Raw genomic sequence first — 16,679 nt, forward strand, 5'->3', positions numbered from 1 at the left:
CTAATTTCTAAAAAAACGATATTTTCTATTTTTTTATTTTTCATATTAGTTTGTGAGTAAGCTTTAGTGCAAAAGATAAATAGGAATAATATGACTCCGCAGTCGCTCGGCTCTGCCGAGTGACCGCATAACTGTAGGCCTCTGGCCGTCTCAGGCAAAGGAATCTACTAAAAAGCAAAAGGTTTGCCTAACCTAAAAAAGCTTTGACTTCCATCGGCCAGAGGCCTGGATTACATTTTGTCACTCGGCAGGGTCGAACGATTCCTGATGAAGCTTATTTATACCTGAAAACATTTGTTAAATAACTTAACACTACTGATCTTTATATCATCACTCCCCCACAAAGATGACAGATCAGGAAAGAAAAGACCTTCAAGAATTAAGAGAAACCCTAAAAAAACATCTCGCCCAAATGGAAGAAATCCTACAATTTGACTTAAACACCACACGAGAAGAATATGATTTAACGATAAAGAAAGCAAAATCTTACAAAAGACAAATTGACCAAATAAACGAAATACTTCGATAATCGTACAGACCCAGCCCCTATTAAGATTATATACATATCTGTTAGTTAATTTACTGATATTCAAGACTTTACAACAAAAACATATTATTAAATAATCAAAAGAACTTACCATGACAGCTTTAGAACTTCAAGAAAAATACAGAAAATTAGCAACGAATGTGAGCGATTTAGACGAACGGATTCGGCTTAACGATCAATTTAGGATCGAACTAGAGCAATTACCGGATTATGTTCCTCCGGTTACAAATTTTGAAAAACTAGAGAAAGACAAGCTGGAGTTTGAACAGTTTACGGCCGACGCTGAACGCATCATTAATTCAATTAAGGGAGCTGTCGTTTACAACGGCGTAGAATACAAACTTGGCGAATGGGTAACTATTACCGATTACTGCCGTCTTTACAATAAATCGCACGGTACCGTAATGAACTGGATTGCCCGAGGCATTGTCCCGGAGCATGACCTAGTGATTATTCCAGAACTCAATAACCTGAAGCTTCTGAGAAATACCCCATATCGACAGGCTTCGTAAGCTAACCTGGGTTTTCTTAAATGCCTTAATTTACATTTCTGCGGGAAGGTAAATCAAGGCGTTTTCCATTGCAAAAGCTCCCGCAGTCGTTCGGCAGAATTGAGCGACTGCGGGAGGTAGAAAACTTACCCACAAGGAACAAAGCCAACCACTAAGCAAGGTCCTTCGCTTCGCTCTGGATGACAGGAAAGGATGATTGAATTCTAGAAGTATACCGCAGTCGCTCGGCTCTGCCGAGTGCTGCGGGGGAAATAGAAAACTTGCCCATAAGAAGCAAAGCCGACCACTAAGTAAGGTCCTTCGCTTCGCTCTGGATGACGGGCTGCATTGTAAGTAATAGCTTAGGCAACCTGAGCTTTTTCACTGGACTTCTGGGTTTCAGGAACGCCTAGCCAGACAAGGATAAGAGCGGCGAGGGCAATGGCGGCAAGGACCAGAAAAACCGTTTGAAAATTACTCCGTTGAAGTAAAAAGCCCGCAAACGCATTACTTAACGAAGCTCCTAGCCCCACCGCCGTAGCAATGGCTCCCTGAACGGTGTTAAATAAACCCGACCCCTGCGTTAAATCCGATACGATGAGAATGGATAATACGCCAAAAATTCCGGCTCCAACCCCATCCAAAATCTGAATGCATACCAGTAATACTTCATCGCTGGTAAGAGTATAGAGTACGCCTCGAATCGGCAAAACCAGAAAAGCGATCAGTAACAGCCGTTTACGGCCCGTCGACGCCTTCTTTCCTACCCAGGCACTGACGGGAATCATGACAACTTGTGCAACGATGATACAGGCCGACATATACAGTGACGCTCCTCCAGCATCGGCTTTCAGGGAGAGACGCTGCCCCAGTAAGGGTAACATAGCGGCATTAGCAAAATGAAACAACACACAGGCCAAAGCAAAAAACAACAGAGAAGGCTTGGCCAATAATGATTTCCATGGGCTTGCCTCGCTCTCGTTGGCTTCCCCACTGCCGCGGGCTAGCTCGTCATTGATCTCTTCGCTCTTGATTTGCCAGATACTTAAGCTGCTTAAAACGGACATCAGGGCCAACAACACGAAAATTCCCTTACTACTTAGAAAGTAACCAATCGTACCCGCCAGTAATGCCGCTACAACATTACCCGCATGATTAAACGTTTCGTTACGACCAATACGGGCATCCAGAGCCTGATGGCCCACCAGTCCAAGCGTGATCGCGGCTACGGCGGGTGTAAACCAGGCAGCAGAAATGCCCATTAACACCTGACCACCCATAATGACGGGGTAACTGGGCAACAGGATGGTAAGCAGAGCGGCCACGGCCATTAAACCGGAAGCCAGTATCGTAAACAACTTTTTTCGTGTCGTACGATCCACCAGTATCCCAGCGGGCGTTTGCATTACTACGGTTGTAATACCCATTACGGACATGGCAATGCCAATGTCCTGAGGCTTCCATTTTAAGCTGACCATCAGATAAATAGCCAGATAAGGGCCCATACCATCGCGAACGTCGGCGAGTAGAAAATTGGCTTTGTCCAGTGCCGACAAACTTTGCCGGGAAGGCTGCGGAGTAACGGTAGAAGAGCTTACCATTTCTTGAAAATGAAAAACACCGCAATTACTAAAAAGACAAACCCAACGGCATGGTTCCAGGCCAGTCGATCCGTTTTAAACAGATATACCGTCATCAGTGTAAACACCGTCAGGGAGACTACTTCCTGAATGATTTTCAATTGGAAGAGAGAAAAGGGCCCTCCCGTCTCGTCCGAGCCAATGCGGTTGGCTGGCACCTGGAATACGTATTCAAAGAAGGCTAAGCCCCAGCTCAGGGCAATGATGCCGAATAAAGATAGTTTCGCCAGTTGGGGCCATTGCTTTACCTGCAAATGTCCGTACCAGGCCAGCGTCATAAAGGCATTTGAAATGGTTAATAGAGCAATACAAGCTAATCCTTTCATGGTTCAAGTTTTGAGTTTGTATACTGAACTCTTTTTTTCAGCCATCCGCCAGCGGAAATGCGTATTTTAATTCATTTTTAAGCTCGCCATTTCTACGTTAACACTAACTAACCAACTAACTATCAAACCATTAACATTCTTACCAAACGTTTATTACTAAGACAAAAGGCCTTCCCCAATGGGAAAGGCCTTTTCATACTCAAAACAAGCAGTACTTTAAAACTGAAGGGCATACCGTAACGAAACACTCCGACCGGGCATGTTATAACCGCGTTTTTCGTAGTAGTTTTCGTCCGTTAGGTTATTGAGTAACAAAGTCAGCGTGTGCTTTTTCTCAAGCGTATACGCAGCCACCAGATCAACCACCATGAACGGCGTATACTCAATTTCCGGATTCAAGGCATCTGTATAATCAATGTCGCGGCGAGTACCGACATAGCGGCCCGTTAATCGCAGACGCAGATTTTTACGGTTATCAAATTCCAGTCCGTAATTGACATTGGTTTTCGCCACATTGGCAATCATCCGTTCCGTCCGGGATTCATCCGTTCCGACAATTACCTCCTGAGCTTTAAACATCGTTGTCAGGTTACCAAAAAGACGAAGGGCGTGTTTCTGATTATAACCAAAGTCATAACCCGCCTCCGCTTCCAGACCGTTTATATCCGAATCGGCGGCATTAATAAACGTAGTTCTCGAAACAATCACATCCCCATTGCCAAGCGGCTCATTTACCGTCCGTACGACGCGGGCAATGCGGTTTTTCACCTGGGTAGAGAAATACGTTGCATTAGCGTAGAAACCCTGATGCTGGTAATCCACCCCCACATCCCAGCTCCAGCTACTTTCATTCGCTAAGTCAGGGTTTCCGCTGGTTACGGCAATTTTCCCGGCGGTGGTTCGGGCTTCGGAATACCCCGCTACGTTATAAGCATCGGGGGTTACAAAGGCACGCCCTACAGTCGCTTTGATTCTTAAATGCTGAGGCAACTGATAGGTAACCCCCAGGTTAGGACTCAGGAAGGGATTGGTTTTCTTCCCCGCCCGGTACGACGTTAATAAAGGGGTTTGCTTGACATCAAAAGTAATCTGATCCCAACGCAGGCCGGGTTGTATCGTTAGTTTATCAACGTTCAGCGTTGCCTGGGCGTAAAAAGCCGAAGAAATCAGAGCATAATCGGGCTGCGTGGGAGCACGCTCGGTTGTGGCATCACTCCAGCGGCGACCCTGCGTCGAGGCATTGGTATAATCATACCCAAGCACCAGCGAATGCTGTCCTAACTTCCACACATCTTTCACCTGTAAACCCGACCAGGCATTTGCCGTGCGATTCGAGCGGTAAGGGATGACGGGTTTACCGGAAGCATTCAGGGTATAGTTATTATTCGCCTCATCGGCAGTAAACACCTTCAGACTAGGCTGGTGAGCACCGATTTGTCCGGTTAAGGAAGCTTCCAGCGAAGCCCGCTCGACATCCTTACTGCTGGCTTCCGTAATTCCGTAAGCAATGTCACCGGGGGATTGAACATTGCGAGCCTGGAATCTTTCGCCGCGAACGTCTACCCGCCAGTTTTCCGCAATCTGGTATCCTAATCGCAACGCTCCTGAGTAATACTGTAATTGGGTGTAAGGCCGCGTCTGACCATCGTCACGACGATCATCTACTTCTTCACTCGTACCCTTGGCGTAATACTTCACGGCGTTTTTAAAACCGAACGCATTTCGTAGCCAGTTGTCTTTCCCGATTTTGTAATCTTTTCCCCGTTCAAAATAAGCGAAGGATAAATCGTAATCGAGTTTGCTGGTCAGGTTACCCCCCGAAGAAAAACCAGCCTGAAGCGTTTGAAAACTACCATATTCGGCAAAAGCGTTTCCGGTAGGCATTCCTTTCGAACGACGGGTAATCACGTTAATCACCCCGCCCATGGCCTGTGAACCGTACAAAGCCGAAGCAGGGCCTTTCAGAACTTCAATGTGGTCGATGGCTGATAACTGAATCGTGGAAAGATTCGTCGCTCCCGCCGGACGACCATCAATGAGTAATAATGTCCGCTGATTCAAGCCCGAAAACTGCGGACGGAACCCACGGATTCCCACCCCCGAGGAAAGGTTCGGATACTGAATCACCTGTACGCCCGCCGTTTTTTTAACTAGGTCAGTCAGATCGTTTGCAGGTGTTAAGTTCAGATCCGCCCGATTAATCAGTTTTAACGTTTGGGGAATGCGATCCAGTCGGGTTTCGGAACGGGTAGCCGTTACCACCACCGGATTAAGATTGCGGCTGGAATCAGCCGGAGTTTGAGCTAAAGCCTGGTGAGCCAGCAGAGCCAGTCCCAGCGAATAAGGCGTAAAACGCATGTAAAAATATATAAAATGAAAAAGGGGAAAAAGTGCTAAGGATTACTGAAAAGATTCGTAAAGGGTTACGAATCCAATGAGGATGGAGAAAATACCTACGGCATAGTTGATGATTACCAGGGCTTTCTCGGCCCGCTGTACGACCTGCTTCAGCGAAAAAGCCAGAATGCAACCGTACAAAGTCATCGCTACGATAATGCCAAGGCTTTGCAGAATAATAATCCAAACGGCGGTGCTGGCATCTTTGGCCGCCAGGGTCAAGGCTACGGTACAAGCTCCTCCCGTTCCGGCCAATCCGTGGATCATGCCTACTCCGAAGGAACGGCTGATTTTGGCCTCTTCTGGCGTTTGAATGGGTGCCGGAACAAAATTTCGCCGGATGGCTACTACTCCCAGCCAGATCATTAAGGGGCCCACCAGAAACTCCACGTAGGAAGCCACCTCTTCCGAGATCTGGGATTTCAGCAGCAGAATCAGGCAGGCAAAGAGAATCAGCGTAAAGGAATGCCCTAAAGCCCAGTGCGAAGACCGCCAGATGACTCGCCAAAGCTGGCCTTTTTTTCTTTCACTGGCCAGCACGGAAACGGCGGCCATATGATCGGGTTCAAAGGAATGTTGTATCCCCAACACCAGCGAATCGAGTAATAAAGGATTGATCATTTGTTTCCCTTTTAAGTGTATACACGGGAAACAGGACAGAGGTGGAAACACCTCCTAAGCATGTGAAGCCTCCTGCCTTTCTTCCCGAAAGCATGAATGGTATGTTCAACAGGCAGGTCTTCTGGCTCTTTCCACTCCAAACGCCTTCCCCCAGCACACTGGAGTGGCATTGATGTTTAGAGTTTACTTAGTTGTCCGTTTTTAGTTTGCCGTTTTCAGTTAGCAGTAAACTAATTGAAAACCGTAAACGGCAAACTGTAAACTAAGTAGAAATTACAGCAGCGGGTACTGCTCCGGGATTGCACCGGATTCCCTTTTAAGCTTCTTCTGACGGGCAGAAAAGGCACCAATTGAGCCGCGAAAGTACGATTATTTTTAACGTTCAGACCTTACCTGGAAAATTTATTATTGAATGTAAATCCATAAACGGCTGAATTATACCCTACTTTTGTTCCTTCATTCAAGTTCTTTACTTCATTTTTCCACGGAAAAAGGTTCTGCTTAACTGCAGATTAATAGGGAATCGTGTGCAAATCACGAACTGTCGTGCAACTGTAAGTTCCGCTCCGTTTTCTGTTTTCAATTTTCTGTTTTCAGTGGTCATTAACTGAAAACGGCAAACTAAAAACGGACAACTGAGTAAACTCCTTGACAATAAAGCCACTGTGTCGTTAGGATATGGGAAGGCGTTTGGGAGGGGACGAGTCAGGAGACCTGCCTTTATTCTTAGCTGATCATGCTTTCACGGGTTAGAGCGTCGTCAAAGGGGAGTTTATGGATGGTAGGCACAGCCGTGCATGCACCGTCGCGTCTATACGTAAACTCTACTGACTTCTTCTGTTTCCCTGGTTCCTGATTGACTGGAAGGTAAGCCGAGAGCTTTTAACCTTTTTTGTTAAAAGTTATGCTCCCCACTTCTACTTCACGATTGAGTAGTAAAATCATTTTATCTACCCTGGCATTTATCCTTAGCGTCTGGCTAAAGAGTTACGCTCAACAAAAAAACGGTTCACTCGAAGGCCGCGTTGAAACTGAGAATCAAGAACCCTTACCCGGCATTTCCATTCGCCTGGAGGCCACTACTTTTGGCGTTACCACGGATGCCGAGGGTAGTTTTCAGCTACTAAACATTCCTACCGGTACTTATACGTTAACCGTCAGCGGGGTGGGTTATGAAGCACATCAAACTCAGGTAACGGTGAAAGCTGGCGAACGTCTGCCACTACGTTATCAGCTCAATCAAAAAACGCACGAGCTCTCGTTAGTAACCATTACCAGTCAGCGAAACCGTTCGTTTTCAGCCCTTAACAAAATCGACGTTCCCATTCGTGATTTGCCTTTGTCAGTCAGTTCGGTTACGGTCAAAACCATCGAACAACGCGGCATTGACGATCTGGGTGATGCCATGAAAAATACCACGGGTGTACGTTCCAATAATACCTACGGTGGTTTTCAACACTTTACCATTCGGGGTTTCAGCAACTTTGTGTTATTGGTGGATGGTGTTCGCGATGAGCGGCATAACATCTCCACCAGTGCACCCAACACCAACCTCGCCAATGTGGAACGGATCGAAGTTTTAAAAGGCCCTGCTTCGGTGCTTTTTGGGCACTCGGCTTTAGGAGGTATCATTAACATCGTTCGTAAACAACCCACGGCTGATTTCAGAGCCAATTTTTCGACCAGCTACGGGAGCTTTAATACCCGCCACATGCGGGCCGGAGCGGGTGGTTCCATCAACACCCAACTTCGTTACCGCATGGATTTTGGCGTGTCTGATACCGACGGATTTCGGCAGGCGGGTGTGGCTACCAATAATGCGTACGTAGCTTTGGAATACACGCCCACCAGCAAAGATTACTTTTATCTTGCCGTGGGAGCCAACAAGGATGTTTACCGAACCGATTCAGGCATTCCAGTACTGACAGGCGGGGCTCTGGTGCCGGGCATGGATGTCACGACTCGCTATAATGATCCTGCTGATTTTCTAAAACACACACGGACGGATTTCCAGCTTCGTTACGTGCGGGAGTTAACGCCCCACCTGAAACTCTCGAATCAACTTTCGTATTCGGATGATAACATTGACTATTTCTCAACGGAAGAATTAAGCCTCAATTCCCGACTCGATTCCATTACCCGTTCGTTCCCCTATTACTTCAATCACCTGACCAAACCCCTCCAAAACCAGTTGGAGTTAACCTATGACTGGAATACAGGCAAAATTTCGCAGAAAGTATTGTTGGGCTATTCGCTGAACTATCTGGACCGAAAAACGTACAACGGTACAATTGATGGGCCCGGCAAGTTTGCTAAAATTCCAGTTGTCAACCCTATCGAAAACCAAGGCTACCTCAACTATTACGATACTTACTACCGGGCTACGATAGAAACGGTTCACGGCATTTACCTACAGGATTTCATCCGTTTCTCCGAGAAAATCAAAGCCTTAGTCGGATTACGTTACGACTTTTTTAAAGGAGATTATTATACCGATCAGGTGGATCGGGAACGTCACGTCACCTCTTACGGGGCCACCTCAACCATTGCCCGTAATGCCCTGACGTATCGACTAGGGCTGGTGTATCAACCCATTGAACCATTGTCGGTATACGCTTCTTATTCAACTTACTTCAAGCCTTCCCGTCGCGTGGCCCCCAACGGCGAGACCTTCGATCCCGAAACGGGTTATCAGGCGGAAGTGGGTTCCCGACTGGAATTATCTTCCAGGTTTTCGACCAATGCCTCCATTTACTACATGCGGAAAGATAATCAGGTGGAAAGTTTGTCCGGTGGTATCTTCAAACGCATAGGTTCAGCAGAATCAAAAGGGGTTGAAATAGAAGCTCAGGGTAATCCAGTCGCCGGACTTGATCTTACGGCAGGTTATACCTTCACGCAGGCTCAATATTTACCTTTTGCCAGTGCCGAGGTAAATCCCGTTGCCGGAAACGCGGCTATTCTCGCTCCCAAACACCTGGTGAATGCCTGGATTAATTACACCGTTCAGCGAACGAATTTGAAAGGCTTAAATGCCGGAGCAGGCTTTAACTTCCAGAGCAAGGCCTTCGCGAACGCTGCCAATACGTACCAATTACCCGCTTACAAAACGGTTGATGCGGCCCTGGGTTACCAGATGAGCCGGGTAGGTATTCGGGCCAATGTGAATAACCTGTTCAACGAACGTTACTTTACAAACGTAATTCTAACCCGGCAGTTTTATCCCGGAGCTACCCGACATTACCTACTCACGATTAGTTATCAACTCTAAACTCTTAAGCCGCTGGTCTGAAAATCAGCGTTTTTTGCCATATTCTGTGAAAAGATTTACTAAAGCGGTACGGCTGATTCATCGGTATCTCGGGTTTGCCCTGAGCCTGATTTTTCTCATCTGGTTTCTGTCGGGAATCATGATGATGTACGTGTCGTATCCCACCTTAAAATCCCATCAGAAGCTTCAGCAAACGGCCAAGATAGATTGGAGTACCTGTCTGCTTACTCCGGCAGAAGTTCTTGATAAAACAGGGCTCAGTGATTCTATCAAATCTATCCGTCTGGGCATGGTATTGAATCGTCCGGTCTACCGGATCATTACTTTACAAAACCGTCACCTCAGTCTTTACGCTGATTCCGCTACCGTTCTGCCCTACGGGAATGAAGCCTTAGCCCGTAAATTAGCTCAAAACTGGACAAAAGCGGAAGTCAGGCAAGTCGAAAAACTAACCCAGATTGACCAGTGGATGGCTGCCCACCGCTACCAGGGCTATCTGCCTGAAGTGTATCGACTGAAAATGAACGACGGTGCGTATGTCTACGTTTCCCCTTTTTCAAATGAAGTCGTGCAAAGTGTTACGGCTCGTCAACGCTTCCTGGCCTGGCTGGGCCCCATTCCGCACTGGATCTATCCGACTTTTTTGATTCGGCAGCGGCCCGTCTGGAGTCAGGTAGTCATCTGGATTTCGGTAATGGGCTGCGTAATGTGCCTGGCTGGCATTGGGATGGGGTTCCTTCGTTTTACACGAAAAAATCCTGATTCACTGGCTTTTAGTCCTTACAAAAAACGCTGGTTTCGCTGGCATCATTATACCGGATTTATCTTTGGCTTGTTCGCTTTCACCTGGGTTCTGAGCGGATTATTTTCCATGAGCCCCTGGAACTGGGCCCCTTCCAGCCGACTTTCTCCCAAAGAAACCGGGCAGTGGATGGACGGCCCGCTTAACCCTACACTCTTCACGGTTACTCCCGCCCATGCTTTTCAGAAGTTGTCGAAGGATTTAACGATCAAAGAAATTCAGTTGATTCAATTCAACGGTAAGCCCTATTACCTGGCTTTTCAGGACGACCATCATACCCGACTTCTGTTAGCGAATCAGACGGGAGCGAAGCCCTTTGAACGTTTTGATTCAGGGACAATCGAGCAAAGCATTCGTACCTTGCATCCCCAAAGCCCGGTATTGGAAACAAAAATTCTTACTGCTTACGATGATTACTATTACTCGAAAAACGGAGAAAAACGATTACCGATTTTACGAGTAAAACTGGACACCCCGGAACAAATCTGGTATTACGTAGATTTAAAAACGAGTCAGGTAGTCTATAAACATCAAAACCTGACCCGGCTCGAACGCTGGCTATACCACGGTTTGCACAGCCTGGATTTTAGCTTTCTATTCTACCGCCGACCGCTTTGGGATATTACACTCATCGCCTTATTACTCGGGGGCATGGCCGCCAGCAGTACGGGTTTGGTCTTAACCTGCAAATGGCTGAAACGAAAGATTTCAAAAGCCAGAAAGGCATTAACCAGTAGTTCTAAAAACACTGTTGATAAGTCAGTTATCAATTCTAACTAAAGTAGCACTTGAGTATAATGAACGTGACACACTTCATGATTGCGGCTCCCTCCAGCGGCTCCGGAAAGACTACTCTGACGCTGGGGTTACTCCGCGTGCTGAGGCAACGGGGTTACCGCGTTCAACCTTTCAAATGTGGCCCGGATTACATTGACTCGCGTCATCACGCTACGGCAGCCGGAAAAACCAGCCTGAATCTGGATACCTTTCTTTCTTCAGAAGCTCACGTACAGGAGTTATATACCCGATACGCCAGCCCGTCGGACATCGCCGTAAGTGAAGCCGTCATGGGCCTTTTTGATGGATCGGATCGGATGCAAAACAGTAGTGCTCACCTGGCTACCTTACTTAGCATTCCCATCATTCTCGTCGTAAATGCCAAAGCAATAGCCTATTCGGCGGCTCCACTTTTGTACGGATATAAACACTTTAAACCCGAAATTCAGATCGCAGGGGTCATTTTCAATAACGTCAATACCCCAACGCATTACCAGTTTTTGAAGGAAGCCAGTGAAGACGTGGGCATTGAAGTGCTCGGCTATTTACCGTCAAACCCCGATTTTGAGATTCCCTCGCGGCATTTGGGTTTACATATTTCTTCGGAAACCGATTACGAAGCCATTATTCAACGCATCGCCGATGCCCTTCCGCAAACGGTTCAGGTAGATCGGTTACTGGAACTATGCAACCGTGAAATTTGCACTCCCCAACGGAACAGCGGACGGCCATTCAAACGTTTTCGAATGGCCGTAGCTCAGGATGAGGCTTTTTCGTTTTATTACCCCGCCAATCTCGAAGCGTTGAAACCTTGGGCTGATCTTACCTTTTTTAGCCCGCTTGAGGATGCCGTTTTACCCGAAACGGATTTTCTGTATTTGCCCGGCGGTTATCCTGAACTACATGCCCAAAAGTTAAGTGAAAACCGTTCGATGCTGGAAAGCATTCGTGCCTACGGTGAAAACGGAGGAACCACTTATGCCGAATGCGGAGGGTTGATGTATCTGGGAAAAAGGATGACCAACGATGCCAATCAAACGTTTGACATGGTCGGTCTTTTCCCTTACCAGACGACCATGCAAAACCGAAAGTTAACGCTGGGGTATCGCCGGATGCACTGGAAAGGCCGGGAATTTCGGGGGCATGAATTTCATTATTCCAAGATTCAGGAAGATGAATCGTTACCTTCGGTCGCGACGATCACCTCGGCGAAAGGAGCCCCCGTAACTACCAAACTTTTTCAGTATCAGAATACATTAGCTACTTACGCTCATATCTACTGGGCGGAGCAGCCAGAATTTATCATGGACTGGCTTGAGCAATCGGGCCGCCTCACTACTAGCCATGTCTGAAATCAAGCGGCAGCGGGTCATGCGACCCGATGGCAAAGCCATTAATATCGTCCAGCGACGCGGACATTTATCCTATTGTTACAACGCCTGCTGTTGCGGTCGCACCGACCGGGGGTATGCCCCGGTGCTGGTGGATGTGTATAAGGAAGAATGGCTTCGCCGGAAAATGCGTAACAAAGTGCACCTAACCAAAGGCGGCTGCCTCGGCCCCTGCACGCTGGCCAACGTAGCGACCTTGCTATTCGATGGACATTCTGTGTGGTTTCATTCGATTAACAGCGAATGGCACATCCGGGCAATTTTTGATTACATCGATTCGATGATTGCGGCGGATCGGTTCTTAACACCCCCGGCTGAAATCAGCGAATTTGTATTTCAATATTATACCTGGAAGGGTTCGGAGACCTCAACGCTGCTGGGTATTACGCCATCCCCCACGGACGGAATCGTCTTTCTCACGCACGCGGATACCGACTTATTAACCCTGAGTCGGGCGATGCAGGATTTACCCGATGATTTTCCGAAGACCCTGGGTATGAGTTTGCTCGCCATCAAAAGCGAAGCCCACATGGCTCAGTTACTGGAACGGGAAATTGGAGCGGCTCAAATTATTATCGTTCGGATTCACGGTCGCCCCAGTAGTATTCCGGGTTTTGGTGAACTGGTTAAACGGGCCAAAGAGCACCATCAACACCTGATCGTTATTAGTGGAACGGGCGATTTAAACCCAGAATTTGCGGCGATTTCGAGCGTTTCTCCCGCCATTCAACAGGACGTATTAGCGTATATTCAGGCGGGAGGTTATGCTAACTTAACGTCCCTGTTGTACTACGTTGCCGATCATTTATTAATGACAGGTTTTGGATCGGAAGCTCCATTGACCCTGCCCGAACACGGCATTTACCATCCAGAATTACCCGAAAATACGGAATGGAGTGACTGGCAGCGGTATTATCAGCCTCAGCTTCCTACCATCGGTATTACCTTCTATCGTTCCCACTGGATCAGTGGAAACACATCTTTTGTGGATGCCCTGATTCGTTCGCTGGAAGAAAAGTCAGTGAATGTATTACCCATTTATACCTCTTCCTTAAAAACGGTAAACCCTGAAACCCGACAACCTTATGCCTTTGATTTTTTAATCAGGGCGTTCGGATTGATACCCTGATTAACACGGTTTCCTACGCCATGACAGACATGCGGGCAACGGGTAATAAACCGCAGGAAAGTTTACTGGCTCTGGATGTACCCATTCTTCAGGCCATTACCAGCGGCATGGGTCGCATTCCCTGGGAGTTATCCAGCCGCGGGTTAAGCCCCCTGGATACGGCTATGAACGTAGCCATTCCCGAATTTGACGGGCGAATCATTACCGTTCCGCTTTCATTCAAGGAAAAAAATAAGGAAGTAACGCATTACGAGCCCGTCGAAAACCGGGTGGAACGCATCACGGGACTTGCCTACCGAATGGCCCGGCTTCGTTACATCCCGAACCCTCAGAAGAAAATTGCGTTCATTTTTACGAATTCCAACAGCAAGGCTTCCCAGATCGGAAATGCGGTAGGACTAGATGCTCCGGCCTCCTTAATGCAGATGCTGGAAGCGATGCTGGCGGAAGGGTATTGCGTGGATAATCTTCCAGAAAGTGGCACTCAGCTCATTCATGAATTAATTGACCGCTGTTCGTACGATGAAACCTACTTAACGCCCGAACAACTTTCCAGGGCCATTGCCCGCATTCCGGCTAAAACCTACGAAGGTTGGTTTAAAGAGTTACCCGAAGCGTTGCAGCAGAAAATGCTAAAGCAATGCGGGCCCCACCGGGCGAAACGTACGTTCACGAAGGCTGTATTTCCCTGGCGGGTATTGATCTCGGCCACGTGGTGGTGTTATTGCAACCGCCCCGGGGTTACGGCATGGACCCGGATGCCATTTACCACCAGCCCGATTTACCCCCCACGCATCATTACTACGCAGCTTACCGCTGGATCAAAGAAAGTTACCGGGCCGACGCCATCGTTCACGTAGGGAAACACGGCACATTAGAATGGTTACCCGGCAAGGGCATTGGTCTTTCCGAAAACTGTTTCCCCGATGCCATTCTGGGCGATATGCCCCTGTTTTACCCCTTCATCATTAATGATCCCGGCGAAGGCTCGCAGGCCAAGCGACGGGCTCACGCGGTGGTGGTAGATCACCTGACGCCCCCCATGACTTCGGCAGATAGCTACGGCGAGCTGGCTCAGTTAACGCAGTTGGTCGATGAATATTATCAGGTGGAAACGCTCGATCCGGCCAAGCTGCCTTTGCTGCAACGGCAAATCTGGGAGTTAATTCAACAGACCAATTTGCAGGCGGATCTTTCCGCGATGCTCAGCCGCGATCACGGCGATCATAAACATGAATGGGACGATGAGCTAACCCCGGAAGGTGTGCCGGTGACGCTGACGGAAATGGCAGGTAAGGACATTGCCCACCTCATCGAAGACATTGACGGATACTTGTGTGAACTGGGGGCCGCCCAAATTCGAAACGGACTGCATACGCTCGGACAAATGCCACAGGGCGAGGCTCTGGTCGATATGCTGCAATCCATGACGCGGCTTTCCAATCTGGATTACCCATCCCTGCCCGACACCATCGCCCAGATTTTTGATTTGCCTGATTTACATCAGCCTAAAGGGCAGCGATTACCCAGCGTTCGGGCTGATTTTCAGACCTTAGCCAGCCGACCCATCATCACGCTTTCCGATGCCCTTGAAACCATTGACGAGCTAGGGAAGCATCTGTTTTCGCTGCTGTCCAAGTATCATTTTCAGCCTGCCCGCATTGATCAGGTATTGAGCGAAACGTTTTTAAAAGACGCTTCCAGCTTGCAGTCGCTGAGGCCCATTTTAGTATACGTTTGTACAAAACTAATTCCCAACCTGGCTCAGACCGAAAACGAGATTCATCATTTGTTACATGGACTCTCAGGCGGTTATGTTCCTGCCGGACCTAGTGGGGCTCCCACCAGGGGCATGGCTCATATTCTGCCCACGGGACGCAATTTTTACGCTGTAGACCCACGGGCCCTGCCCTCACAGGCGGCCTGGGAGGTAGGTCAGCAACTGGCCCGCGAAGTACTGGATCGGCATAAAAAAGAAACGGGCACGTATCCTGAAAGTGTGGGGATCAGCATTTGGGGCACCAGTGCGATGCGAACCCACGGCGATGATGTAGCCGAAGTATTGGCTCTGCTCGGCGTTCGTCCCATCTGGCAGTCTGAAAGTAGGCAGATTACTTCGGTAGAAGTCATTCCCATCGAAGCATTAGGGCGTCCCCGAATTGATGTAACGACCCGGATCAGTGGATTTTTCCGGGATGCTTTTCCGCATTTGATTGAGTTAATCGACGAGGCCGTCCAGCAGGTTAGTGCTCTGGATGAGTCGGATGAGCAAAATTTTGTTCGTAAACATTACCTCCGCGATTTAGCCGAGCTTTCCGAACTGCCCATTGAAGAAGCCGAAGAGCGGGCCAGCTTCCGCATTTTTGGAGCAGCTCCGGGGAGTTACGGAGCCGGAATATTACCCCTGATTAACGAAAAAACTGGCAACCGATGCCGACTTTGCTCAGGCTTATGTGAACTGGGGGGGCTTCGCGTACGGTAAAAGTGCTCAGGGAGTGGACGCCCGACAGGAATTTCAACAACGACTCAGCACCGTTCAGGTGGCCTTACATAACCAGGATAACCGCGAACACGATATTTTCGATAGTGACGATTACCTGCAATTTCATGGCGGAATGATTGCCACCATTCGTAGCCTGACGGGTCAGCAGCCGAAGCATTATTTTGGTGACTCCCAGAATCCAGCCCAGCCCGTCGTGCGGGATTTGAAAGAAGAAACCCTGCGGGTGTTCCGTTCGCGAGTGGTTAATCCGAAATGGCTGGAAAGCATTCAGCGGCACGGCTATAAAGGCGGGCTGGAGTTAACAGCTACGGTGGATTACCTCTTTGGATACGATGCCACGGCTCAGGTCATGGAAGACTGGATGTACGAAAAAGTGGCCGAAACCTACGCTCTTGATCCCGGATTACAGCAGTTTTTTGAACAAAGTAACCCCTGGGCTCTCAATGCCATTACCGAACGACTACTCGAAGCCGCCAAACGCGAACTCTGGGAAAACCCCAATCCTGAAACCTTACAGGCTTTGCAGCAGATGTATCTGAAAAGTGAAAGTTTATTAGAGGTGCGGTCGGAGTAAATTTGTTGGACTATTGGCTGCATTCGCAACCGTGTTGTGGATGCAGGCCAATAGTATTTATCATGCGGTAGCGTCGCAGATGCTGTTCCCCTGAATCCGCATTGGAAACGCGGACTAATCTTACAACCAGTTTTGTCAACTATTGTACAAAACCAAGAGCGATCTACCATTTTTTCCTATTCTTTCATTAGAAATGGCATTTTGTAAACA

General features: G+C 48.2%; 11 protein-coding genes, 1 pseudogene and 2 riboswitches. Of the genes and pseudogenes, 8 read left to right on the top strand and 4 right to left on the bottom strand.

Annotated elements, in window-relative coordinates; genetic code table 11:
• The first annotated feature begins 346 nt into the window (after positions 1-346).
• Both BWI96_RS22235 and BWI96_RS07000 read left to right on the top strand, forming a co-directional pair.
• Entirely contained in the window at positions 347-529 is a 183-nt protein-coding gene (locus tag BWI96_RS22235; RefSeq protein ID WP_106635964.1) for a hypothetical protein, read from the top strand.
• A gap of 110 nt (positions 530-639) precedes the next feature.
• Positions 640-1,059, top strand: a complete 420-nt coding sequence (locus BWI96_RS07000; protein ID WP_106635965.1) for a hypothetical protein — start codon at positions 640-642, stop codon at positions 1,057-1,059.
• A 341-nt stretch (positions 1,060-1,400) separates the two neighbouring features.
• Here the strand turns inward: BWI96_RS07000 and BWI96_RS07005 are convergent, their stop codons facing one another.
• The 4 genes from BWI96_RS07005 to BWI96_RS07020 form a co-directional block, all read right to left on the bottom strand.
• The gene (locus BWI96_RS07005) at positions 1,401-2,639 is read right to left on the bottom strand and encodes an MFS transporter (protein ID WP_106635966.1); all 1,239 of its coding nucleotides are present in this window, start codon (positions 2,637-2,639) and stop codon (positions 1,401-1,403) included.
• Entirely contained in the window at positions 2,633-3,004 is a 372-nt protein-coding gene (locus BWI96_RS07010; protein WP_106635967.1) for a DMT family protein, read from the bottom strand. Before BWI96_RS07010 ends, BWI96_RS07005 begins: the two co-directional genes overlap by 7 nt.
• Before the next feature lie 216 nt (positions 3,005-3,220).
• The gene (locus BWI96_RS07015; protein WP_106635968.1) at positions 3,221-5,362 is read right to left on the bottom strand and encodes a TonB-dependent siderophore receptor; all 2,142 of its coding nucleotides are present in this window, start codon (positions 5,360-5,362) and stop codon (positions 3,221-3,223) included.
• Positions 5,363-5,404: 42 nt separating this feature from the next.
• A complete protein-coding gene (locus BWI96_RS07020; protein WP_106635969.1) occupies positions 5,405-6,022 on the bottom strand; it encodes a cytochrome c biogenesis protein CcdA in 618 nt (205 codons plus the stop codon).
• Positions 6,023-6,115: 93 nt separating this feature from the next.
• Positions 6,116-6,388, bottom strand: a riboswitch (cobalamin riboswitch).
• A gap of 109 nt (positions 6,389-6,497) precedes the next feature.
• A riboswitch (cobalamin riboswitch) is annotated at positions 6,498-6,759 on the top strand.
• Positions 6,760-6,926: 167 nt separating this feature from the next.
• Between BWI96_RS07020 and BWI96_RS07025 the strand changes: the two genes are divergently transcribed.
• From BWI96_RS07025 to BWI96_RS22825, 6 genes and pseudogenes are all read left to right on the top strand, one after another.
• On the top strand, positions 6,927-9,293 hold the full coding sequence (locus BWI96_RS07025) for a TonB-dependent receptor (RefSeq protein ID WP_106635970.1): 2,367 nt from the start codon (positions 6,927-6,929) through the stop codon (positions 9,291-9,293).
• 46 nt (positions 9,294-9,339) lie between these two features.
• Positions 9,340-10,875, top strand: a complete 1,536-nt coding sequence (locus BWI96_RS07030; protein ID WP_106635971.1) for a PepSY domain-containing protein — start codon at positions 9,340-9,342, stop codon at positions 10,873-10,875.
• 17 nt (positions 10,876-10,892) lie between these two features.
• Complete coding sequence (locus tag BWI96_RS07035) at positions 10,893-12,224, top strand: cobyrinate a,c-diamide synthase (RefSeq protein WP_106635972.1); 1,332 nt, start codon at positions 10,893-10,895, stop codon at positions 12,222-12,224.
• Positions 12,217-13,392: a (2Fe-2S) ferredoxin domain-containing protein gene (locus tag BWI96_RS22820; protein WP_255400652.1), complete on the top strand. Its 1,176-nt coding sequence runs from the start codon at positions 12,217-12,219 to the stop codon at positions 13,390-13,392. The genes BWI96_RS07035 and BWI96_RS22820 overlap by 8 nt, the downstream gene beginning before the upstream one ends.
• A 29-nt stretch (positions 13,393-13,421) precedes the next feature.
• Positions 13,422-15,874, top strand: a pseudogene (locus BWI96_RS07040) (cobaltochelatase subunit CobN).
• The gene (locus BWI96_RS22825; protein ID WP_255400653.1) at positions 15,846-16,469 is read left to right on the top strand and encodes a cobaltochelatase subunit CobN; all 624 of its coding nucleotides are present in this window, start codon (positions 15,846-15,848) and stop codon (positions 16,467-16,469) included. The pseudogene BWI96_RS07040 and the gene BWI96_RS22825 overlap by 29 nt, the downstream one beginning before the upstream one ends.
• Positions 16,470-16,679 lie beyond the last annotated feature (210 nt).

The organism is Siphonobacter sp. SORGH_AS_0500 (assembly GCF_002838835.1).
GTDB lineage: Bacteria > Bacteroidota > Bacteroidia > Cytophagales > Spirosomataceae > Siphonobacter.